This is a genomic window from Paraburkholderia sediminicola (assembly GCF_902859805.1).
Classification (GTDB): domain Bacteria; phylum Pseudomonadota; class Gammaproteobacteria; order Burkholderiales; family Burkholderiaceae; genus Paraburkholderia; species Paraburkholderia sediminicola.
Map to the genome: position 1 here is coordinate 1 of NZ_CADIKC010000001.1, position 21,419 is coordinate 21,419.

At 61.9% G+C, this 21,419-nt stretch carries 19 protein-coding genes and 1 pseudogene; 14 read left to right on the plus strand and 6 right to left on the minus strand.

Annotation, left to right across the window (positions count from 1 at the left end; translation table 11 throughout):
- The 4 genes and pseudogenes from R8871_RS00005 to R8871_RS00020 all read left to right on the plus strand — a co-directional run.
- A pseudogene (locus R8871_RS00005) lies at window positions 1-196 on the plus strand (IS30 family transposase); the annotation flags it as partial.
- A 71-nt stretch (window positions 197-267) separates the two neighbouring features.
- Window positions 268-579, plus strand: a complete 312-nt coding sequence (locus tag R8871_RS00010; RefSeq protein WP_175048469.1) for a hypothetical protein — start codon at window positions 268-270, stop codon at window positions 577-579.
- 482 nt (window positions 580-1,061) lie between these two features.
- A complete protein-coding gene (locus R8871_RS00015) occupies window positions 1,062-1,868 on the plus strand; it encodes a DUF72 domain-containing protein (RefSeq protein WP_175048470.1) in 807 nt (268 codons plus the stop codon).
- A gap of 112 nt (window positions 1,869-1,980) precedes the next feature.
- Window positions 1,981-3,099 carry a 3-deoxy-7-phosphoheptulonate synthase gene (locus tag R8871_RS00020; protein WP_054042840.1) on the plus strand — a complete coding sequence of 373 codons (1,119 nt, stop codon included), beginning with the start codon at window positions 1,981-1,983 and terminating at the stop codon, window positions 3,097-3,099.
- Window positions 3,100-3,367: 268 nt separating this feature from the next.
- Here R8871_RS00020 and R8871_RS00025 read toward each other — a convergent pair whose 3' ends face one another.
- Window positions 3,368-3,646 (minus strand): HU family DNA-binding protein, encoded by a 279-nt coding sequence (locus tag R8871_RS00025; RefSeq protein WP_006049832.1) that lies wholly within the window; start codon window positions 3,644-3,646, stop codon window positions 3,368-3,370.
- Window positions 3,647-4,247: 601 nt separating this feature from the next.
- Here R8871_RS00025 and R8871_RS00030 point away from each other — a divergent pair.
- On the plus strand, window positions 4,248-6,215 hold the full coding sequence (locus R8871_RS00030) for a putative bifunctional diguanylate cyclase/phosphodiesterase (protein WP_175048471.1): 1,968 nt from the start codon (window positions 4,248-4,250) through the stop codon (window positions 6,213-6,215).
- Window positions 6,216-6,290: 75 nt separating this feature from the next.
- Here the strand turns inward: R8871_RS00030 and R8871_RS00035 are convergent, their stop codons facing one another.
- Window positions 6,291-7,019, minus strand: a complete 729-nt coding sequence (locus R8871_RS00035) for a DUF899 family protein (protein ID WP_175048472.1) — start codon at window positions 7,017-7,019, stop codon at window positions 6,291-6,293.
- Window positions 7,020-7,291: 272 nt separating this feature from the next.
- Here R8871_RS00035 and R8871_RS00040 point away from each other — a divergent pair, with 272 nt between their 5' ends.
- Both R8871_RS00040 and R8871_RS00045 read left to right on the plus strand, forming a co-directional pair.
- Complete coding sequence (locus R8871_RS00040) at window positions 7,292-8,254, plus strand: LysR substrate-binding domain-containing protein (protein WP_175048473.1); 963 nt, start codon at window positions 7,292-7,294, stop codon at window positions 8,252-8,254.
- A 113-nt stretch (window positions 8,255-8,367) separates the two neighbouring features.
- Window positions 8,368-9,618, plus strand: coding sequence for an MFS transporter (locus tag R8871_RS00045; protein WP_175048474.1), 1,251 nt, complete (start codon window positions 8,368-8,370; stop codon window positions 9,616-9,618).
- 70 nt (window positions 9,619-9,688) lie between these two features.
- On the opposite strand, the gene R8871_RS00050 is transcribed toward R8871_RS00045, so the two are convergent.
- Window positions 9,689-10,294 (minus strand): peroxidase-related enzyme, encoded by a 606-nt coding sequence (locus R8871_RS00050; protein ID WP_175048475.1) that lies wholly within the window; start codon window positions 10,292-10,294, stop codon window positions 9,689-9,691.
- Window positions 10,295-10,673: 379 nt separating this feature from the next.
- Here R8871_RS00050 and R8871_RS00055 point away from each other — a divergent pair, with 379 nt between their 5' ends.
- From R8871_RS00055 to R8871_RS00065, 3 genes are all read left to right on the plus strand, one after another.
- The gene (locus R8871_RS00055; RefSeq protein ID WP_175049915.1) at window positions 10,674-11,693 is read left to right on the plus strand and encodes a VTT domain-containing protein; all 1,020 of its coding nucleotides are present in this window, start codon (window positions 10,674-10,676) and stop codon (window positions 11,691-11,693) included.
- A 118-nt stretch (window positions 11,694-11,811) separates the two neighbouring features.
- The gene (locus tag R8871_RS00060) at window positions 11,812-12,345 is read left to right on the plus strand and encodes a MarR family winged helix-turn-helix transcriptional regulator (protein ID WP_175048476.1); all 534 of its coding nucleotides are present in this window, start codon (window positions 11,812-11,814) and stop codon (window positions 12,343-12,345) included.
- Entirely contained in the window at window positions 12,342-13,538 is a 1,197-nt protein-coding gene (locus tag R8871_RS00065) for an MFS transporter (RefSeq protein ID WP_175048477.1), read from the plus strand. Before R8871_RS00060 ends, R8871_RS00065 begins: the two co-directional genes overlap by 4 nt.
- A 34-nt stretch (window positions 13,539-13,572) precedes the next feature.
- On the opposite strand, the gene speB is transcribed toward R8871_RS00065, so the two are convergent.
- From speB to R8871_RS00080, 3 genes are all read right to left on the minus strand, one after another.
- Entirely contained in the window at window positions 13,573-14,535 is a 963-nt protein-coding gene (gene speB / locus R8871_RS00070) for an agmatinase (protein ID WP_093645064.1), read from the minus strand.
- A 134-nt stretch (window positions 14,536-14,669) separates the two neighbouring features.
- On the minus strand, window positions 14,670-16,163 hold the full coding sequence (locus tag R8871_RS00075; protein WP_175048478.1) for an aldehyde dehydrogenase: 1,494 nt from the start codon (window positions 16,161-16,163) through the stop codon (window positions 14,670-14,672).
- Between the two features lie 89 nt (window positions 16,164-16,252).
- Window positions 16,253-16,804, minus strand: a complete 552-nt coding sequence (locus tag R8871_RS00080; RefSeq protein ID WP_054042828.1) for a cupin domain-containing protein — start codon at window positions 16,802-16,804, stop codon at window positions 16,253-16,255.
- 434 nt (window positions 16,805-17,238) lie between these two features.
- Between R8871_RS00080 and R8871_RS00085 the strand changes: the two genes are divergently transcribed.
- From R8871_RS00085 to R8871_RS00100, 4 genes are all read left to right on the plus strand, one after another.
- Window positions 17,239-17,442, plus strand: coding sequence for a hypothetical protein (locus tag R8871_RS00085; protein WP_035516723.1), 204 nt, complete (start codon window positions 17,239-17,241; stop codon window positions 17,440-17,442).
- Window positions 17,443-17,743: 301 nt separating this feature from the next.
- Entirely contained in the window at window positions 17,744-18,538 is a 795-nt protein-coding gene (locus R8871_RS00090) for a gamma-glutamyl-gamma-aminobutyrate hydrolase family protein (RefSeq protein WP_175048479.1), read from the plus strand.
- A gap of 32 nt (window positions 18,539-18,570) precedes the next feature.
- Entirely contained in the window at window positions 18,571-19,905 is a 1,335-nt protein-coding gene (locus R8871_RS00095; protein WP_120294626.1) for a glutamine synthetase family protein, read from the plus strand.
- A gap of 49 nt (window positions 19,906-19,954) precedes the next feature.
- Window positions 19,955-21,400, plus strand: a complete 1,446-nt coding sequence (locus R8871_RS00100; RefSeq protein ID WP_175048480.1) for an aspartate aminotransferase family protein — start codon at window positions 19,955-19,957, stop codon at window positions 21,398-21,400.
- Window positions 21,401-21,419: the final 19 nt, after the last annotated feature.

Sequence of the window (21,419 nt, forward strand, 5' to 3'; positions counted from 1 at the left end):
TGGGTTGCTGCGCCAGTTTTTGCCCAAAGGAGCAGACCTGTCGAAGTTCTCGCAGCGCCAGCTTGATGCGATCGCGCTGAACCTGAATCGGCGACCTCGAAAAACGCTGGGCTGGCGCAGGCCCGGAGAAGCCTTCATTGAAAACTGCGCCAGGCAAGGGATTGTTATCGACCCGGCTGTTGCACTTGGTATTTGAAACCGCCAGGCAAAAGAAAGCAGCTCAAACCGCTAATGCTAAGTGGGCACCGTGGTTTTCTGCAGGTAGTGGTGCATCTGGAATCTGTGTTCGTGCGTGTGCATACGCCAGTGACAAGGGCATCATACTTCCGGCGGCGCTGCGCGCGCCGAAGAGCCGCTCGTAAAACCACCCGCTACGTCTCGACGCTCGCGTCTCGCCACCGACCTTGGCTGGTCATTGCACCGCTGCAACCTTTGCCATTGCCATTGTCATTGCCAGCCTTCGCCTTCGCCATCGCCATCGCCATCGCCATCGCCATCGCCATCGCCATCGCCATCGCCATCGCCATCGCGATTGTGATTGGAACGGCACCTGCAACCGCATCCGTGCCGCGACCGTGATTGCGGGATCCCGCCATATCATTTGAGGCGGGGTTCCCGCGTGAGTGCAGAGGCGCGTCGCCGAGGCGAAGCCGACGGCCCCCACAAACCCCAACCGAAGCCCGTGGTTTCCCCTGCAGACCCGTCCGCGACGCACGCAGTGCGGAGTGGGAGCTGATGAATCCTTTGTCACTAACGCGGAATGTGCGAGAACACGGATTCCAGTCGGACCACTACCTGCAGCAGACCACGGTGCCCGCTTAGCATTAGCGGTTTGAGCCGCTTTCTTTGCTTATCTTTCTTTGCGGCGGCAAAGAAAGTAAGTGCCGCCCCGCACAGGGGCAACGCTAATAGACCACTAACAAATCAAGGAAAGGCACCAAAGCCAGATCAAGGAAAGGCCAACGCCCAAAGCAAACAGAAAAAAAGCGCCGCAAAGGCAAAAACCCCAAAATACGCTACCCTACCCCTCCCGGCAAAGCCACCAACCCTGGACACGCAAAATGCCATCCCCGAAACCCGGCAAAATCCGAATCGGCATAGGCGGCTGGACCTACGCTCCCTGGCGAGGCACGTTTTACCCGTCAGACCTGACACAAAGCCGCGAGCTCCAACACGCGAGCCAAAACCTCACATCGATAGAAATCAACGGCACCTTCTACGGCTTGCAAAAACCTGCAAGCTACGAAAAGTGGTATCAGGAAACGCCCGAAGATTTCGTCTTCTCGCTAAAAGCCCCCCGCTACGCAACAAACAGAAAAATCCTGGCGGACGCCAACGAAACCATCGAACGTTTCTTCGCCAGCGGCGTGCTACTGCTAAAACAGAAACTAGGCCCGATTAACTGGCAATTCGCCACCACCAAAAAGTTCGACCCGGAAGACTTCGAAGCCTTCCTGAAACTGCTGCCCGCGAGCATCGAAGGCCAGAAACTAAGGCACGCCATCGAAGTCCGTAACGACACCTTCAAGACCCCCGAATTCATCGCGCTGGCCAGAAAATACAAAGTCGCCGTCGTGCTGGCTGCCGACAGCGACTACCCGCAAATTGCCGACATCACCGCGCCATTCGTCTACGCCCGCATCATGGGTACTAGCGACAAGGAAGCCAAAGGTTATTCGGCCAAAGCCCTCGACGCCTGGGTCGAACGCGCCCGCCAACTCGCCACGGGCACGACACCGGATGACCTCGAAACATCCGCCGCGGCCCCCGCAAAAACCGCGGCGCGCGACGTCTACCTCTACGTCATCAGCGGCTTCAAGGAACGCAATCCGGCCGCCGCCATGGCGCTGATCAAACGCCTCGAATAACGGTCATCCGGCCCACACGCGCGAGTGTCATAATCCCGGCAGCGAACCAACGCAACGACACTCACCCATTCAGGCCGCAAGGCCATCTCAACCCAAGGTCCGGGAGACTATTTTGAGCGCCATCGACAATCCTTTGCACGATCAGGAAGTCGGCTCGGCCGACGCCACCCAGGACACCACGCGCATCGACGACGTTCGCATCGGCGCGGTACGTCCGCTGATTTCCCCAGCCCTGCTGCAGGACGAATTGCCTGTGCCGCCGTCGGTGCAGACGCTCGTCGAGAAAACCCGCGCGGAAATCGCCGATATCCTGCACGGCCGTGACGACCGGCTCGTGCTGATCGTTGGCCCGTGTTCGATTCACGACCACGACCAGGCAATTGAATACGCCCGCAAGCTCAAGGTCGCGGCGCAAACCTACAAGGACGATCTGCTGATCGTCATGCGCGTGTACTTCGAGAAGCCGCGCACAACAGTAGGCTGGAAAGGCTATATCAACGATCCGCGTCTCGATGGCAGCTTCCGCATCAACGAGGGCTTACGTCTCGCACGGCAACTGCTGCTCGACATCAACGGTCTCGGCTTGCCCACGGCCACCGAATTTCTCGACCTGCTCAGTCCGCAATACATCGCGGACCTGGTCGCGTGGGGGGCGATCGGCGCGCGCACGACGGAGAGCCAGAGTCATCGGCAGCTTGCATCGGGACTGAGCTGCCCGATCGGCTTCAAGAACGGCACGGACGGCGGCGTGCAGATCGCCGCGGACGCCATCGTTGCGGCGCACGCAAGCCATGCGTTCATGGGTATGACCAAAATGGGCATGGCCGCGATCTTCGAGACGCGTGGCAATGACGACGCGCACGTGATCTTGCGCGGTGGCAAGAAAGGTCCGAATTACGACAGCGCGTCCGTCGACGCAACCTGCGCAGTGCTCAAATCGGCAGGCCTGCGCGAGCAGGTCATGATCGACTGTTCACATGCGAACTCAGGCAAATCGCATTTGCGTCAACTGGAGGTGGTGCAGGATCTGGCGCAACAACTCTCGCAGCGCGAGCGCCGCATTCTCGGCGTCATGCTCGAAAGTCATCTGGAGGAAGGTCGTCAGGATCTGAAAACCGGTGTGCCGCTGCGTTACGGCGTATCGATTACGGACGCCTGCGTGAGCTGGGCGCAAACCGAACCGGCGCTCGAAACGCTGGCCGAAGCGACCCGGAAACGGCGCGCGGGCTGAAACCCGCCGTACGGCCTGCACGATCTCGCGCATCCAGTAACCGTCCGATGAGCATCACGCACGATGAGCATCAATAAAGGCTGGAACGCGAGCGTGCACGACGCAAATCTGAAGCAAAAACAACATCATAAGCACCACACGCGCCGCACCAGCCACCGATATAACACCCTCACCGGTGTTGGGCAGCGCGTGTTTCCTCACGCCCGATGCATCGGGCACCGCGCACTAAAACAGCGCGCGTGGATGCTCCAGCGCGAGGCGCGTTGCATTACGACGCGTTGACGGCTTCCTTGAATGCCTTGCCGGCGGTGAACTTCACCGTCTTGGCTGCGGCGATCTGGATTTCTGCACCGGTCGACGGATTGCGACCCACGCGTGCTGCGCGCGCGCCGGTCGAGAAAGAACCGAAACCGACCAGTTGCACCGTATCGCCGCCAACCACGGCTTTGGTCACCGCTTCGACGATCGCGTCGATGGTTTGGCCGGTGGCCGCTTTGCTTTCGCCCGTCGCTGCGGCGACTGCATCAATCAGTTCCTGTTTGTTCATAGCACTTCCCGTATGGTAATCATGGAACCGGCGCCACATCTGTTGCGCCGGGACCGACACACTAACGCATAGGCGCGCATTCGCGCAAACCTTGGATGTAAGCCTTGTATCGCCCGCCCAGCGGCAATTTGACGTTTTTTTGTCCCAAAGTGCTATAAGAATCGCGCGCTTACGCATTTCTCCCGCTTTACGGCTCTCCGCGGCGTATCACAATCCGTTGCAATTTCAGTGATTTAGCGGCGGAAAATCGGCTGCCACCATGCTTTTTTACGATGTTACGGGGGATCGCAAAGATTGACGATTCAGCGCCGCGCCACGCCCAGCAATAAAAATCCGGGAAGAATAAAACAATGAAAATTCGCCATATTGCAACATGCGCGGCGCTCGCCGGATGGTCTTGAGGACCGGAGCAGCAGGCGATATCGCCTGCGCGGCCCGGATCGGGCGCGGCACAAATGACCCATCACCGACAATCTCGCAGGGCGTATTTACCGCTCTTTCAACACGCCTGATTTATTTCCGCTGAGAATTCCCTCAAGGTCTCACCGACGTTGCCGATATACAAAGCTGCGTGTGCGGCGCAAACGTTACAAGGACGGGCATGGTTCGGTTAGCCAGATTGAGGGAAGCGCTATCGGTCGCGGAAGGCGACCCGGAACTCGTGCGCTCGCAACTTCAGGCATTCGGCCGCCAGATACCGTTGCTTTATTTCATCCTCATCGTCAACACGATGGCCGTGGCTGTCACGCATCTGGGATCGGCGCCGGCGTGGTTGTCCATTTACTTCCCCGGGGCGCTCTGCGCGCTGTGCGTCATCCGTTGCGTGCGCTGGTGGCGCATCCGGCACCGGCCTCTGACGCACGACAAGGCCGTGCCCGAACTGCGCAAGCTGATCTGGCTCGCGGGCATCTTCGCCGTCGCCTTCAGCAGCTGGTCACTATTACTGTTTCCCTACGGCTCAGCCTATGAGCAGGCCCAGGTCGCGTTTTACATGGCGACGACGCTGGTCGGCTGCGTGTTCTGCCTGATGCATCTGCGGGCGGCCGCCCTGCTTCTGCTATCAATCGTTATCCTGAGCTTTTCGACGTATCTGGTTTCCACGCGCTCGCCTGTCTTCATCGCGATGGCCATCGACATGACGCTGGTCGGCGTCGCACTCGCCTTCATCATCGAGTTGTATTACCGGACTTTTGCCGGCGTGGTGCATGCGCAGCGCGAATTGCAGGTAAGCCAGGAGAAAACGCAAAGACTCAGCGACGACAACTTCAGACTGGCGAGCATCGACAGCCTGACCGACCTGCCCAACCGGCGCAGCTTCTTTGCCTCGTTGCGCGCGTTATCGGAGCAGACGCCCGCTGCCGGTGGCGGCTTCAACGTCGGCCTGATCGATCTCGACGGGTTCAAACAGGTCAACGATATCTACGGACATGCAAGCGGCGACCTCGTGCTGCAGGAAGTCGGCATGCGCTTGCTGGCGCTCGCGGAACCGGGCATCTTCTTCGCGCGCCTGGGCGGCGACGAGTTCGGCGTGCTGGCCCAGCACAAACTGCCGAATGAGACGCTCGTCGAGTTGGGAGAGCGCATCTGCGAAACGCTCGGCCAGCCCTATCGGGTGGCCGGCAATGTCGCCGAACTGACCGGAACGATCGGCTGGGCCGCGTTTCCTGAAGCGGGCACGACAGTCCAGCAGGTTTTCGAACGCGCCGACGCCGCCTTGTACGTCGGCAAGGAAGGGCGCCGCGGTACGCCTGTGATCTTCTCGACGGAACATGAGACCCGCATCCGGCGCTCGAGCCTCGTCGCCCAGGAACTCCGCCATGCGGACCTGGAGTCGGAACTGTTCCTCGAGTTTCAACCGATCTACGACGTGCTCACACAACGCACCATCGGCATGGAGGCGCTCGGGCGCTGGCACAACGCGCGGCTAGGCGCAGTCAGGCCAGAGGAATTCATTCGGATTGCCGAGCGTACCGATCTGATTCTGCGCGTCACCGAAGTGCTGCTGCGCAAAGCGCTGGATGAAGCATCGCGCTGGCCGTCCGACCTCTATCTGTCGTTCAATCTCTCCGCGATCGATATTTCGACTTCGCCGCGCGCTCGCCGCCTGGTCGATATCGTGCTGGGCAGCGGCGTGCCCGCGCATCACGTCAACTTCGAGATTACGGAAACCGCCGTCACGCGCGATTTCGAGCAGGCCCACTGCTCGCTGACGATGATCAAGCAAGCCGGCTGCCGCGTCTCGCTCGACGATTTCGGCACCGGTTATTCGAGCCTCAGCTACGTGCATCGCCTGCCCTTCGATACGATCAAGATCGACCGCAGCTTCATGACCGACGTGGATTCCAATAGCGCGTCGAAGAAGATCGTCAAGTCGGTGCTGGATCTGTGCAGAAACCTCGGACTTGAATGCATCGTGGAAGGACTCGAGACGTCGTCGCAAGCCGACGTCGTCAAGGCGCTGGGCGCTCGCGCGCTGCAGGGCTATCTGTTCGGCAGGCCGATGCGGGCAAGCGCCGTGCCGGCCTATCTGCAGACCATGCTTGGGCAAGGTGACGTCGTCGAGACGTAGAGGCTCTCCTCCCCTGCCTCGTGCGGACCAGCACGACACGCGCACCGCACACGTGCACGAAACCGCGCGACTAACCTAACGCGGCACAGTGTCGTATTCCAGCTCCGGATACCAGTCGCTGCCGCGGCCGCCGGGGGTCATGTCGAGCACCGTCCAGATCGGCATCACATCGGGTGCGCCGCGCGGATCCTGACCCGGGTCCGCTGTCGACGGTCCCATCTCCTCGGCCCAGAAGTGCCGCACCGTCCCGCCTGAACGCGTGAACACGTTGAAGGCGGGATTGTCGCCGCCATCCGGAACTTCGGCGGCGTAGTCGCGGTTGAACGTGTTGCCGCCCGACGAATACAGCCGCAGGTGCCGCCAGCCGCGCTCTTTCTTGAAGGCCACCAGCTTGTCGATTGGCGAGCGGCCGATCACCGCAAAGGCCACGCGTTGCAATATGTCGGGCATTTCGCCGTCGTACGCGCTCAGGAGCGAAGTGCACATCGAACAGGGGCGCTCGCGCTGCGGGCCGAACATCCAGTTGTAGGTGACGAGGGTGTCATGCGCGCCGAACATTTCGGAAAGCGTCACCGGGCCTGCCTCGCCCTCGAAGAGATAGTCTTGAGGCACGATACCGCCCGGCGGCAGCGCGCGGCGCTGGGCGGCCACACGTTCGATATGGCGGCGTAATTCGATTTCCTCGGCCAGCAGGTCGTTGCGCGCGCTGCGATATTCGGCGCTCTCGCCCGGAAAGCGCGCGGGAGATTCGGCCAGCAGCCGGGCCGGTTTCAACGTTTGTGCAGATGGGTCTACAGCATTCATCAGCCACCTCCTGTTGCGGCAACAAGGATTAAGGGCCCGATAGCGGCACGGCGTGACGCGACGCGACGCAGCCGCAAGCGCATCTTTTGCCCTTATATAGCCACGACGAACGGCTTGGCGGCGAATCGACAACGCCGGCGAAATATTTTGCGCCGCCTACGCGGCGGCAATCGAAACCTCATTGCAAGGTATCCTTTCCCGAAACAGCATGCGCGCGCCGGCGCACTTTTGCACCGTCACGGCGTCCGCCGCGCCGCCTATGAGGATGCCCCATGCCGCTTCGTCTGCCCCCGCTGCCCGCGCTTCGTTTTTTCGAAGCGGCCGGCAGGCATCAGAGTTTCAAGCTCGCCGCCGCGGAACTGAACGTCACGCCGAGTGCGATTAGCCACGGCATCGTCGGCCTCGAACAATCGCTCGGCGTCGAACTGTTCGTGCGCGAGCCGCGCGGAATTTCGCTGACGACGGCGGGCGCCGACTATCTGTCGTACGTATCCGAAGCCTTTTCGCTGATCGCGATCGGCACGCAGCGCCTGCCGAACCACCGCGCGAATCGCCCGATCGCGCTGAGTTGCGCGCCTACGCTCGCCTCGCGCTGGCTGTTGCCGCGCCTCGCCGCCTTTCGTGCGCGCTGGCCGGATGCGAACGTCACCGTCGATACCTCGCACCGTCAGGTCGGTTTTCCCGTCGACGGTTTCGATTTCGCCATTCGCCTGAGCCGCGCCCCGGTCGCGGGAACCGCGTGGACGCGTCTGTTCGGCGAACGCCTGGTGCCGGTGTGCAGCCCCGCGTACGTGGATAACCTGCGCGACGCGCATGGCAACATCGATCTGCGTCACGCGACGTTCATTCACGTGAACTCGGCGAGCGAGGACTGGCAGGCATGGTTCGACGGGGTCGCTATAGACGGAACCGCCACAGACGGCATCGACCTGAACGACGGCCTGCGCGTCGACACGATCCAGCTCGCTTTCGAAGCCGCGAGCATGGGCCTCGGCGTCGCACTCGGCAGACGGCCGCTGGTGGACTGCGATCTCGCGAGCGGCGCGCTCGTCGAAGCCAGTCCACACACGATTGCCTCCTCCACGGCATATTGGCTGGTGAGCGCGCAAAACACGGAAAGCGCGGCGAATCGCCCGGAACTGTCTGACTTCAAACGCTGGCTGCTCAGCGAGGCTGAACCGTTCACCAATCCATCCGATACTGCCGACGCGGAATCGCACGGCGCCAACCACTAGACCCTGCACGCCCCCTGCCTGGACAGGTGAGCCACGCTCACCCGTCGTCAAAATCTTTTCTTTTGCCGCTTCTGACGCTCGCTGCGACCATGGTGTCCAAGGAGATCAGAACCATGTCCACCGCCAACAGCAAACGCTTCGCCTTGCCGTTCAGTCAGACGACGCTCGTGATCATCGCCGGCGCGCTGATTCTGAGCGCCGCCATGGGCATCCGGCAGACCTTCGGCCTCTTCATCGGGCCGTTCTCGTTCGACCGCGGCCTGCCCGTCACGCTGATCGCTTTCGCCATCGCGCTGCACAACCTGGTGTGGGGTTTCGCGCAACCGTTCGCGGGCGCTGCAGCGGACCGCTATGGCTCGGCGCCGGTGGTCGCGTTCGGCGCGACAACATTCGCCGCGGGCCTGGGCGTCGCGGCGGTCGCGCCGTCGGGTCCGCTGCTGATCGTCGGTATGGGTTTGCTGGTCGGCATCGGCGTGAGTTGCACGACGTTCGGCGTGGTCTTGCCGGCAGTCGGCCGCATCGCGTCTCCAGAAAAACGCAGCATGGCGATGGGTCTCGTCAGCGCAGGCGGCTCGGCAGGACAGGTGCTGATGATCCCGCTCGTACAGAGCATTCGACTCAGCTCGGGTATCGCCACATCGCTCTTCGTGCTGGCCTTCCTGATGCTGCTGATCGCGCCGCTCGGCATCGTGCTCGACCGGCGTGCGAGCGTCGGCATGCAGCTGCAGGAGCCGCCCGCTGCGCCGCTTCGCAAGGTATTCGCTCAGGCGATCCGGCATCGGGGATATCGACTCCTGACGCTCGGCTTCTTCACCTGTGGATTTCAGCTCGCGTTCATCGCCACGCATCTGCCTGAGTATCTGACGCTGTGCCATATGCCCGTTGGGCTGGGCGCCACCGCGCTCGCGCTGATCGGCCTGTTCAACATGGCGGGCAGTTGGGGATGCGGCTGGCTGGGCGGCCGGTTCCGCCAGCACCATGTACTCGGCTGGCTTTACCTCATTCGAAGCGCGACGATCGGCGCCTTCTTCCTGCTGCCGAAGACCTCCGCTTCGGTCGTGATCTTCGCAGCGGTGATGGGGCTGACCTGGCTCGGGACCGTGCCGCTGACGAGCGGACTCGTGGCAAAAGTGTTCGGCACGCGGCACCTCGGCAGCCTCTTTGGTGTCTGCTTTCTGAGCCACCAGATCGGCTCGTTTCTCGGCGCGTGGCTAGGCGGCCTGGTGTTCGATCTGACGGGATCGTATTCGCTGCTGTGGGAAGCGACGGTCGTCGCAGGACTCGTCGCGGCGATGCTGCACTTCCCGATCGACGACAAGGCCGTCAGCACGCCCGCAATCAGGTCCAAGCCGGCGGCTGCCTGAGGGTTCAGGCGCGCGCGTGTGCGAACACGTATCCGCACGCGCCGCGAATCCGCTACTCACAGCGCCGATGCTATTTACGCGGCGCGTCCGCCGCCGCTTTCGGCACACGCCCCATCAGATAGAACTCGTCGTTTGGCCGCATTGAAATGACGTTGGCCATCCGGTTCGACAAACCGAAAAATGCGGTGATGGCCGCGATATCCCACACGTCTTCATCCGAGAAGCCGTGCTTACGCAGCGTCTGAAAATCGGCATCGTCGACCGTGCCGGATTCGCGGCAGACCTTCAGCGCAAAATCGAGCATCGCCTTCTGACGCGCCGTAATATCCGCCTTGCGATGATTGACGGCCACCTGATCCGCAAGCAGCGGCGCCTTGTCGTAGATGCGCAGAATCGCGCCATGCGCGACCACGCAATACAGGCACTGATTCACCGCGCTCGTGGCGACGACGATCATCTCGCGCTCGCCCTTGGTGAGGCCGCCTTCTTTCAGCATCAACGCGTCGTGGTACGCAAAGAACGCGCGGAATTCATCCGGCCGGTGCGCCAGCGTCAGAAAAACGTTCGGGACAAAACCGGCTTTCTCCTGCACTTCGAGAATCCGGGCGCGGATGTCGTCCGGCCACGCGCCAGGCTCCGGCACGGGATAGCGGCTAATGGGCTGCGCGTTTGCCATGGGGCGTCTCCGTTGTATCTGTATGTGCACGACGATTGTAGCGAACTTCGACCCGCTGCCGTTCCGGTCAATCTGGCGCGTTGCTCCGCGCTGAGCAGCGGCAGGGAGAGGCCGCGCAGGGGCGCCGCAGCACGATCAATCGCTCCATACCCTTGAATTTTTTCAGGTACTCGGCCCGCCCCGCAGCGTCATTTCACAAACCTGTGCTTAAATCCGAAGTTCGTGCTGCTGCGTTCGTGCCGCCTGCCTGCTGAACGAGCCATGCACTCGGCCGCTGCCCGGCGAGAACAGGCCCTGCACGACGTGTTCGCAACGCGCCCCGGCGAGGCACGGGCACGGGTTGTCCAGATCCCTTCATCGCATCAACAGGAGCGTGGTTGTGTGGCATTTTCCGGTTGCTATTCCACCCTCGCTGGGCGTGTGGGCCGTCTTCATGAGCGTGCTCGTCACACAACTTGGGCTGCCGATTCCGGCAGCACCGATGCTGATCCTCGGCGGCACCATGGCTGCCATGGGCCAGACCTCTTATGCCAGCGTCATTGGGGCCGCCGTCTGCGCCACGCTGCTGGCGGACTCGCTATGGTTCTTCACCGGACGAACCTACGGCCGGCGCTTGTTGAATCAACTGGTGCGCTTCTCACTCTCGCTCGACACCACCGTCCGTGTCGCACGCAATACCTATGAACGGTACGGCGCACCGATTCTGACCGTCGCCAAGTTCCTGCCGGGGCTCGGTCTGATCTCGGCGCCGCTGCTCGGCACCACGCCAATCAACGTCGGCGTGTTTCTGCTGTGGGATTTTGTCGGCGCGATGCTGTGGGCCAGCGTGTGGGTGATCGGCGGCGCCGCGCTTGACGATCAGATCGTGCAACTCGTTCTGCTGGTACGCCATCACGGCGGCACGATTTTCGACGCGTTCGCAGCGATCTTCCTTGCCGTGCTCGTCTATCGCTACGTGCGGCGCTGGCAGTTTCGCCGCTGGCTCGCGCATATCCGCATTTCGCCGGACCAGCTCGACGAACTGATGAAGTCCAATGAGCCGCCGCTGATCCTCGATGCCCGGCCGCACGGCATCCGCGCGAAAGAATCACACCGGATAGCGGGTGCGCAGCTGTTGGACCTCGATTCGCCCGAGCCCTTGCATCCCGAGTTGCTGAAACGACCGATTGTCGTCTACTGCGTGTGTCCTAACGAGGCGACGGCCAAGCGGATCATCGCCCAGTTGCATCGGAAGAATATTCACCACGTCAAAGCGCTCAAGGGCGGCCTCGACGCGTGGGAAAAACGCGGCTATCCGGTCGAGCCGCTGCCACCCGACTTCGAAACGGCGATGGCCCATATGGCGGAAGACGAGGGCAACGAGGGCGAATACACCGTACGGGCGCGATTGGCGAAGTGACGGCAGGTGCCTGAATCCACCCCAAAAAACACCACGGACTGCATTAAAAACCACTTGCGCATCACCCTCAATGTGTGCAACATGCATATATGCATGTTGCACACATTGAGGTGTCGCTATGACGCAGCGCACAGAAAACCTGCTTGGCGTGCTTGCCCTGCTGGTTACGGACGAGATGAACGCGCAGCCTACCGTGGCCGCGCTCGCGGGCCCCACTGCCCGCGCCATGCTCAACGCGATCGGTCAATATCCCGATTCATCCATTGAAGTTTTACGCGAGGCGGTCGATCTTTCGCATCCAGCCGCGGTCCGCGCCGTTGCGGGCCTGGTGGACGCCGGTCTCGTCGAAAAGAAATCCGGCACGGATAAACGTTCCGTCGCGCTTGCCTTGACCGCTTCCGGCAAGCGTGAGGCCAAACGCCTGCAAACGGCGCGCGACCAGATGCTCCAGCGCATCGTCGGGCAGCTCGACGAGGGCGAACGCGCCGTGCTCGAAAGCCTGCTGATCAAGATCCTGTGGAATGAGACCCGCGATCCGGCGCACGCCATGCAACTGTGCCGCCTTTGCGACGACGGCCCCTGCCTGAAAGCCGGCTGCCCGGTCGAATGCCGCGAACAGGGTCTGCCCATGCCTGCGCGGAGCGGCACATGAATACCGTCACGCCGGTGCGCTGGCCGGCAATCGCCGCGCTGACCACCGTGTCTGCGCTCTCGCAGATCGGCCAGTTCGGCATAGGTTTCATGGTGCTGCCGGTGTGGCTCGCGCAGCGCGGCCTCGACGCACCGCGCGCCGGCCTCTTTTCCGCTTCGCAATGGACCGGCATGCTGGCCGGCTTGCTGCTCGCGCCGTGGCTGATGGAGCGGATCGGTGCGAAGCGCACGGTATCGCTCGGTCTCGCCGCCACGGTGCTTGCGTTCGCAACGATGAACGCGCTGTGGTGGCCGCTGTGGCTCGTGCCCGGTCTGTTGACGGGGCTCGGCATCGGGTTGCGTTGGATCGCCAATGAAACGTGGCTCTATCGGCTTGTGCCGGCCGAATCGAGCGGACGTGTCGTGGGCGTCCACGAAGCCCTGATTGCCAGCGCCGGCGTCATCGGCCCGGCGTTGGCGGTGTGGTGTGCAGTCGACGGACGGATTACGTTCGCGGCCGGCGCGGCCTTCACGTTTGCAGCGGCCCTCCCGTTGTGGCTGACTGCGTCGGACGACAGGCCCGCTGCTGTCAAATCAACACAGCCTGCCCGAACAGACAGCGCCTCGAAAAGCCTCCCTATTGGCCCAATGGTCAGCCTCGGCATGGTGGTCGTCGCGGCAGGCGGCATCGGCGATGGCGCGCTCTACGGCCTCTTCCCGCTCTTTGCCGACGCCCACGGCCTCAGCACCACACAGACGGCCACGCTACTCACGCTATTCGGTGTCGGCGGCATGGCGCTGCAATTTCCAGTCGGCTGGTTCGCGGATCGCGCGGGCCTGGCGGCCACGGTGATCGTCTGCGCCGCGCTCAGCACGCTGGCGATCTGCGGTTTCGCGCTCGCCGCACCCGCCTCATGGCTCGCCGGCGCAAGCGCGTTGCTGCTCGGCGGCATGAACAGCGCGTACATCACACTCGGCATGGTCGCGGCGGCATGCAGCGACAAGGCCGCGCTCACGCGCAACATGCGGCTGGTGTCGCTCACCTTCACCGCGAGTTCGATCGTGGGGCCGCTCATTGCCGGCTTCGCCATGAAAGCACGCGGCAGCGACATGCTGTTGTGGCAACTGGCGATCATGAGCGGCGCGCTCGTTGTCTACACGCTCGGCTTGCGCGAAGGCCGGCGTCAGCCCGATCGATCGTCGTCGATGGGCTAACGCCTGCATTTCGCTTCAAGGCGATTGAACGTGCCTAGCGTTCAGCGACCTTCTTCTGCCGCCAGAGACACAACAGATCGCAGGCGATATGCGCAGCGGCAATCGCCGTGATTTCGCTCTGGTCATAAGCGGGCGCCACTTCCACTACATCCGCGCCCACCAGGTTCAATGCACCCAGTCCACGCACAATGGCCAGTCCCTGTGCCGACGACAAACCGCCGGCCACCGGCGTGCCCGTGCCCGGCGCAAACGCCGGATCGAGACAGTCAATATCGAAGGTCAGATACGCGGGCCGCTCGCCGACAATCGACGTGATCCGCTCCACCGCTGCTCGCGTGCCATGTTCATGGACCCATGCGGCGTCGAGGATATTGATCCCCATGAAGTCGTCGTTCCACGTGCGAATGCCGACCTGCACCGAAGTCTTCGGATCGATCAGGCCGTCTTTCACCGCCTTGTAGAACATCGAACCGTGATTCAGGCTGTCCGGGCTATCGTCGGCCCAGGTATCGCAGTGGGCGTCGAAATGGATCAGCGAAAGCGGTTTGCCGTACTTCTCCGCATGCGCGATCAGCAACGGATACGTAATGTAGTGATCGCCGCCGAGCGTCAGCATCTTCGCGTCCGAACGCAGGATCGTGCGCGCATGCTCGACGATCGACTCCTTGATCGTCATGGGATTGTGCGCGTCGAACCAGCAGTCGCCGTAGTCCGTCACGGCGAGGTCGTCGAACGGATTGAAGCCCCACGGATACGGGTGCAGTTCCGACAATTGCACGCTCGCCGCGCGCACCGCCGCCGGGCCAAGACGCGCGCCCGAACGGAACGTGGTGGCGAGATCGAGCGGCACGCCGGAGACTACGACGTCAACGCCGTCGAGTTCGCGGGTGTACTTGCGGCGCATGAACGACAACACACCCGCATAGGTGTTTTCGATCGACGAGCCATAAAGCGACGGACGACGGATCGCGCCGTCGCCATAAACGAGTTCAGTCATGGGATGACCTGATACCTAAACATGCCAGCGTTGCACGCGGGGCTTCCAGGTAATGCGTGCAACGTCCGGCCTCGGATTCATTGGGAACGCGACGGCGTTTCTTTCAAACGCCGCCGCGCTGGCTTGCGAATCCTTTAGCGCAGCCGAACGAGCGTGGACTTCAGCTCGGTGTACTTCTCCAGCGCGTGCAACGACTTGTCACGGCCGTTGCCCGATTGCTTGTAGCCGCCGAACGGGAAGTTCATGTCCCCGCCTTCGTCGTAGCAATTGACCCATACCGTACCGGCGCGCAGCTTGCGCGACACTTCATGCGCGGTGGTGAGGTTCGAGGTCCAAACAGCGGCGGCGAGACCATATTCGCTGTCATTAGCGATCCTGATCGCTTCTTCAACCGTGTCGAATGTAATCACCGACAACACCGGCCCGAAGATTTCCTCGCGCGCAACCTTCGCACCGGAAGCCGGAATCTCGAAGATGGTCGGTTCGATATAGAAGCCGCCGGTCTCCTGCTTGACGCGCGAACCACCCAGCAGCAGCTTGGCTTCAGCGCGCCCCGCTTCGATATAGCCGAGCACGCGTTCGAGCTGCACGTTGTCGACAATCGCGCCCATCGAGGTTTGCGGATCGAGCGGATTGCCCGGCGTATAGCTGCGCGCGGCGGCGATCAGCTTGTCGAGGAACACGTCCTTGATGTCTTTGTGCACGAGCAGGCGTGAACCCGCGGTGCACATTTCACCCATGTTGTAGAAGATCGCGCCGGCCGCCGCGTTTGCCGCACGGTCGAGGTCGGGGCAATCGGGCATCACGATGTTCGGCGACTTGCCGCCGAGTTCGAGCCACACGCGTTTCAGGTTCGACTGACCGGCGTATTGCATGATCAGCTTGCCGACGTTGGTCGAGCCGGTGAAGGCGAGACAGTCCACGTCCTGATGCAGCGCCAGCAGCTTGCCCGGTTCGCCCGCGCCCGGGATCACGTTGAACACGCCGGCGGGGATGCCCGCATCCAGCGCAAGTTGAGCGAGGCGAATCGCGGTGAGCGGCGACTTCTCCGATGGCTTCAAAACCACGCTGTTACCCGCGGCCAAAGCCGGGCCGAACTTCCACGCCGCCATCATGATCGGGAAATTCCACGGCACGACGGCCGCAACCACACCGATCGGCTCACGCGTGACGAGACCCACCAGATGATGATCGGCCGGCGCGACTTCGCCGCCGACCTTGTCGATGGCTTCGGCGAACCACTCGACGCAATAGGCCGCGCCCGGCACGTCCACCGTGGTGGTGTCGGCGATCGGCTTGCCTGCGTCCAGCGTTTCAAGCAGCGAGAGTTCGTCCATGTGCTCGCGGATCGACGCAGCCCAGCGCAACAGAATCGCCTTGCGTTTGCGCGGATTGAGGCCGGACCACACGCCGGAGTCGAACGCACGGCGTGCGGCGGCCACGGCGGCGTCGACATCCGCCGCGCCGCTATCGGCCACCTTGGCGAGCAGCTTGCCGTCGATCGGGCTCAGGCAGTCAAACGTGCGGCCGCCTGCGGCGTCACGGTACTCGCCGTCGATAAACGCACGGCCTTCGATCGAAAGCGTAGCGGCTTTGTCTTGCCAGAAAGCGAGAGATTTCTTGTCCATCAGGATGCCTCAATGTTATGCGCTCGACGCACGCCGGCTCCGACTTCGAGCGGCCTGGAACTGCGTCGCGGCGCGTTGGCGCGGAGTCTTTAGAACGTGGGCGGCGAATTGGCCGACACGATCTCGCAGAGATGCTCCGCGCTGGGATTGCGAAAACGATGCGGTAGACGGCTTTCGAAGTAATAGCTGTCACCGGGGTCGAGCAGCCACGTGACACCATCCACGGTCAGTTCGATCTGACCGCTGACGACTACGCCGCCCTCGTGCCCCTCGTGCTCCAGCATTTCCGGTCCGGTATCCGACAGCGGCTGATAGACCTCGCGCAGAATGCCCATGTTGCGGTCTTTCACACTGGAGCCAGCGAGATAGAACTCGATCGACTCATTGCCGAGATTCGGCATGTCGGCACGGCGCGACACGACAGAGCGCTCCACCTCGACTTCAAAGGTGAAGAACTCGGCGAGACTCATCGGTATGCATTCAAGCAGTTTCTTCAGCGATCCAACCGACGGACTCACCCGGTTCTGTTCGATCAGCGAGATCGTGCCGTTGGTCACCCCCGCCCGTTTCGCCAGCTCGCGCTGGGACAGACCATTCTTCTTACGGATGTACTGCAGGCGGGTCGCAACTTCTATGGACATCGCTAGGTTCTCTGACATGGGAGACGATCGGGCGCGTGGACTCGGGCAACGTGTGCCCGCGAGTGTTGAATATTCTAATCACTTTAATCGTTGCGCCGCTGGGGAAAACCCTGAAAGGATTCCGAAATATGATTTGCGCAACGAATGTTCCCACTGACCGGGATTCCAGGGACACCCTCGGGAAAGCCCTGATAAATCTTTTATAAAAATGATTTGACGGCATTATTGGCTCGTATACGATGGTTCTCAGGCGATCGTCATGCCGGCGTCACGAAACACGAACGTGTGTTTCTGATGCAGCGAACCCGGTTCGCAACGGTCAGAGACGGTCATCCCAGCGTCATGTTTCTTTAAACGCCCTGTGCGTTTTTCGAGCAAGCGTTCAATACTTTCAACGTCGCTAGTCGAGTGTAATCGTGAGAGTCCGAGGCCCTTTGGTGAGATGGAATCGAAGTCAGGCGAGTTGTCCTCGCGCTGACGGCGCCATCGCCGACGGCAGCAACGGCAGCCTTGCGTTCCGCCGCTTCCTGTCCGTCTTCACGATCCTGTCCCGCCGTTCAGTTCGACGTCACAACTCCATCTCCGCGCGCGCCTTCATTGCTGTGCGCACGGACGAAGTCGCCTCGCTGCTGCCGTAGCGCCTCCCCCTTTTCCGTCGTTCGATTCGTCCGTTTGCGTGAGCGCGCTCTCTTGAGCCATGCGTTCGTGCGTGTGCGGTGCCGTCTGCCGCACAGCGCTTCATGCGGATCAGATCAGTTGCGCACCGCAACGGGCCGAATCGAACGACACATCTAATTACCACGCGCGGCGCGTCCCGCTGACGACGACCGCCTGCATTACCGGTGGCTTGACGCCTTGCGTCCGGCTGCGGAATGTTGCCGCGCCGTGTTTAACGTTGTTCATGCCGCGTCCCGCGGGGAACATACACGTCTATCTGATATGCGAAACAAACCCCTCGTCGGCATCAGCGCCGACAGAACGATGATGGGAGTCCACCCGTCGCACGTCACCGGCGAGAAGTACATCGCCGCGATCGTGGACGGCTCGCAGGCGCTGGCCATGTTGCTGCCGGCGCTCGGCGAACGTCAGTCCACCGAAGACGTGCTGGCTGCTGTCGACGGCTTACTGTTCACCGGCAGCTATTCGAATGTCGAGCCGCACCGCTACGGCGGCCATCCCAGTGCACCGGGCACGCTGCACGACGCCGCACGCGATGCGACGACGCTGCCGCTGCTGCGCGCCGCGATCGCCGCAGGCGTGCCGGTGCTGGCGGTATGCCGGGGCTTTCAGGAAATGAACGTGGTATTCGGCGGGACGTTGCATCAAAGCGTTCACGCGGTGGCCGGGTTGAACGACCATCGCGAGAACAAGGAAGACGACCTCGACGTGCAATACGCACCGTCGCATTCGATCACGCTGACGCAGGGCGGCTTGTTGCAGCGCCTCGCGGGCGGCACGAATGAAGCGCGTGTGAATTCATTGCACGGTCAGGGCGTCGAGCGGCTGGGCGTGGGTCTGGTGGCAGAAGCCACCGCGCCGGACGGATTGATCGAAGCGGTGAGCGTGAAAGATGCGCGTGCCTTCGCGCTGGGTGTGCAGTGGCACCCGGAATGGAAGCATGCCAACGACGCGCTTTCCACCGCGATCTTTCGCGCCTTCGGCGACGCCTGCCGCGATCGAATGCGCACCAAGGCCGGCTATGGCGCGGCATCCGCCGCTGCCACGCATGCCTGAGCCGGTCGCGCACCAAAACTGAGAGAATAACCATGCATGAAATCGACGACTTCCTGAAGAAGAACCGCGTCACCGAAATCGAAGCGATCATTCCGGATATGGCCGGGATCGCACGCGGCAAGATCATTCCGCGCAGCAAGTTCGAATCCGGCGAATCCATGCGCTTGCCGCAGGCGGTGATGATCCAGACCGTCACAGGGGACTATCCGGAAGACGGCACGCTCACCGGCGTCACCGACCCGGACATGGTCTGCGTTCCGGACGCCAGCACCATCCGCATGATTCCGTGGGCCGTCGATCCGACCGCCCAGGTGATCCACGATTGCGTTCACTTCGACGGCACGCCCGTCGCCATCTCGCCGCGCCGTGTGTTGCGCCGCGTGCTGGAACTCTACAAGGCCAAAGGCTGGAAGCCGGTTATCGCGCCGGAACTGGAGTTCTACCTGGTCGACATGAACAAGGACCCGGATCTGCCGCTGCAACCGCCGATCGGCCGTACGGGCCGTCCGGAAACCGGCCGTCAGGCGTACTCGATCGAAGCGGTCAACGAATTCGATCCGCTGTTTGAAGACATCTATGAATACTGCGAAGTGCAGGAACTGGAAGTCGATACGCTGATTCACGAAGTCGGCGCCGCGCAGATGGAAATCAACTTCATGCACGGCGACCCGTTGAAACTCGCCGACAGCGTGTTCCTGTTCAAGCGCACGGTGCGTGAGGCCGCGCTGCGTCACAAGATGTATGCGACTTTCATGGCCAAGCCGATGGAAGGCGAACCGGGCTCGGCAATGCACATGCACCAGAGCCTCGTGGACGAAGAAACCGGCCACAACCTGTTCACGGGTGCGGACGGCAAGCCCACATCGCTTTTCACCGGCTATATCGCGGGCCTGCAGAAATACACGCCGGCACTGATGCCGATTTTCGCGCCGTACATTAACTCGTATCGCCGCCTGTCGCGCTTCATGGCCGCGCCGATTAACGTGGCATGGGGTTACGACAACCGTACCGTGGGTTTCCGGATTCCGCATTCGGGCCCGGCTGCGCGCCGCATCGAAAACCGCATTCCGGGCGTGGATTGCAATCCGTATCTGGCGATTGCCGCGACGCTGGCTGCCGGCTATCTTGGCATGACGCAAAATCTGGAACCGACCGAGCCGCTGCTCAGCGACGGTTACGAACTGCCCTACCAGTTGCCGCGCAATCTGGAAGAAGGGCTGACGCTGATGGGTGCGTGTGAACCGATGGCCGAGATTCTCGGCGAGAAATTCGTCAAGGCCTACCTCGCACTGAAAGAAACCGAATACGAAGCGTTTTTCCGCGTGATCAGTTCGTGGGAACGCCGGCATTTGCTGCTGCACGTCTAAGACTTTTGTCGACGACGTCGCCCGCAAACGCAAAAAAATTGGAGGCAGTATGAACTACAGAACAGAAGAAGTCGCTTACGTGCAACCGGCCATTCAACCCAGCGCCGCTGCAAGCGCACAGGCCACGCAACAACGCAGCACCGCCGAATACCGCGCGCTCGACGCCGCGCACCATATCCATCCGTTTTCGGATATGGGCTCGCTCAATCGCGCCGGCAGCCGCGTGATCGTCAAGGCACACGGCGTGTACCTGTGGGATTCGGACGACAACAAGATCATCGACGGCATGGCCGGTTTGTGGTGCGTGAACGTCGGTTATGGCCGCAAGGAACTGGCCGACGCAGCGTACCGCCAGATGCAGGAACTGCCCTTCTACAACACGTTCTTCAAGACGACGCACCCGCCGGTGATCGAACTGTCGGCCCTCCTCGCCGAGCTGGCGCCGGAACCGTTCAACCACTTCTTCTATTGCAACAGCGGCTCGGAAGGCAACGACACCGTGCTGCGCATCGTCCATCAATATTGGGCGACGCAAGGCAAGCACTCGAAGAAGGTCGTGATCTCGCGCAAGAACGGCTATCACGGTTCGACGATCGCGGGCGGCACACTGGGCGGCATGGGCTACATGCATGAACAGATGCCTTCGAAGGTCGAGAACATCGTGCATATCGACCAGCCGTATTTCTTCGGCGAAGCAGAAGGCAATCTGACGCCGGAAGAATTCGCTCTGGCCCGAGCGCAACAACTCGAAGCGAAGATTCTCGAAATCGGCGCGGATAACGTGGCCGCGTTTATCGGCGAGCCTTTCCAGGGCGCGGGTGGCGTGATTTTCCCGGCATCAACGTATTGGCCGGAAATCCAGCGCATCTGCCGCAAGTACGACATCCTGCTGGTCGCCGACGAAGTCATCGGCGGCTTCGGCCGGACCGGCGAATGGTTCGCGCATCAGCACTTCGGTTTCGAGCCGGATCTGATCACGCTGGCCAAGGGCCTGACAAGCGGCTATGTGCCGATGGGCGCGGTCGGTCTGCATGATCGCGTCGCCAAAGCGATTATCGAAAACGGCGATTTCAATCACGGCCTCACCTACTCCGGCCATCCGGTAGCCGCAGCCGTGGCGCTCGCCAACCTGAAGCTGCTGCGCGACGAGAAGATCGTCGAGCTCGTCAAGACCGACACGGGTCCGTACTTCCAGAAGAAGCTGCGCGACACCTTCGCCAATCACCCGATCATCGGCGAAATCTCCGGTGCGGGTCTGGTAGCCGGTCTGCAACTCGCAGAAGACCCGAAAGCGCGCAAGCGCTTTGCCAATGGTGGTGAAGTCGGCACGATCTGCCGTGACTTCTGCTTCAACGGCAACCTGATCATGCGCGCCACCGGCGACCGGATGCTTCTGTCGCCGCCGCTCGTGATCAACAAGCTGGAAATCGACGAGATCGTTGCGAAGGCCAAATACGCCATCGACGCGACCGCACAACAACTCGGAATTTCGTAACGGCAGTTCGTTCCGGCAT

Bases quoted from the DNA above. Each gene is read 5' to 3' on its own strand.
- R8871_RS00025 (WP_006049832.1), bottom strand. From the start codon at position 3,646: ATGAACAAACAGGAACTGATTGATGCAGTCGCCGCAGCGACGGGCGAA.
- R8871_RS00015 (WP_175048470.1), top strand. From the start codon at position 1,062: ATGCCATCCCCGAAACCCGGCAAAATCCGAATCGGCATAGGCGGCTGG.
- R8871_RS00045 (WP_175048474.1), top strand. From the start codon at position 8,368: ATGTCCACCGCCAACAGCAAACGCTTCGCCTTGCCGTTCAGTCAGACG.
- R8871_RS00050 (WP_175048475.1), bottom strand. From the start codon at position 10,294: ATGGCAAACGCGCAGCCCATTAGCCGCTATCCCGTGCCGGAGCCTGGC.
- R8871_RS00035 (WP_175048472.1), bottom strand. From the start codon at position 7,019: ATGAATGCTGTAGACCCATCTGCACAAACGTTGAAACCGGCCCGGCTG.
- R8871_RS00080 (WP_054042828.1), bottom strand. From the start codon at position 16,804: ATGTCCATAGAAGTTGCGACCCGCCTGCAGTACATCCGTAAGAAGAAT.
- R8871_RS00090 (WP_175048479.1), top strand. From the start codon at position 17,744: ATGCGAAACAAACCCCTCGTCGGCATCAGCGCCGACAGAACGATGATG.
- R8871_RS00040 (WP_175048473.1), top strand. From the start codon at position 7,292: ATGCCGCTTCGTCTGCCCCCGCTGCCCGCGCTTCGTTTTTTCGAAGCG.
- R8871_RS00030 (WP_175048471.1), top strand. From the start codon at position 4,248: ATGGTTCGGTTAGCCAGATTGAGGGAAGCGCTATCGGTCGCGGAAGGC.
- R8871_RS00060 (WP_175048476.1), top strand. From the start codon at position 11,812: ATGACGCAGCGCACAGAAAACCTGCTTGGCGTGCTTGCCCTGCTGGTT.
- R8871_RS00065 (WP_175048477.1), top strand. From the start codon at position 12,342: ATGAATACCGTCACGCCGGTGCGCTGGCCGGCAATCGCCGCGCTGACC.
- speB (WP_093645064.1), bottom strand. From the start codon at position 14,535: ATGACTGAACTCGTTTATGGCGACGGCGCGATCCGTCGTCCGTCGCTT.
- R8871_RS00095 (WP_120294626.1), top strand. From the start codon at position 18,571: ATGCATGAAATCGACGACTTCCTGAAGAAGAACCGCGTCACCGAAATC.
- R8871_RS00100 (WP_175048480.1), top strand. From the start codon at position 19,955: ATGAACTACAGAACAGAAGAAGTCGCTTACGTGCAACCGGCCATTCAA.
- R8871_RS00075 (WP_175048478.1), bottom strand. From the start codon at position 16,163: ATGGACAAGAAATCTCTCGCTTTCTGGCAAGACAAAGCCGCTACGCTT.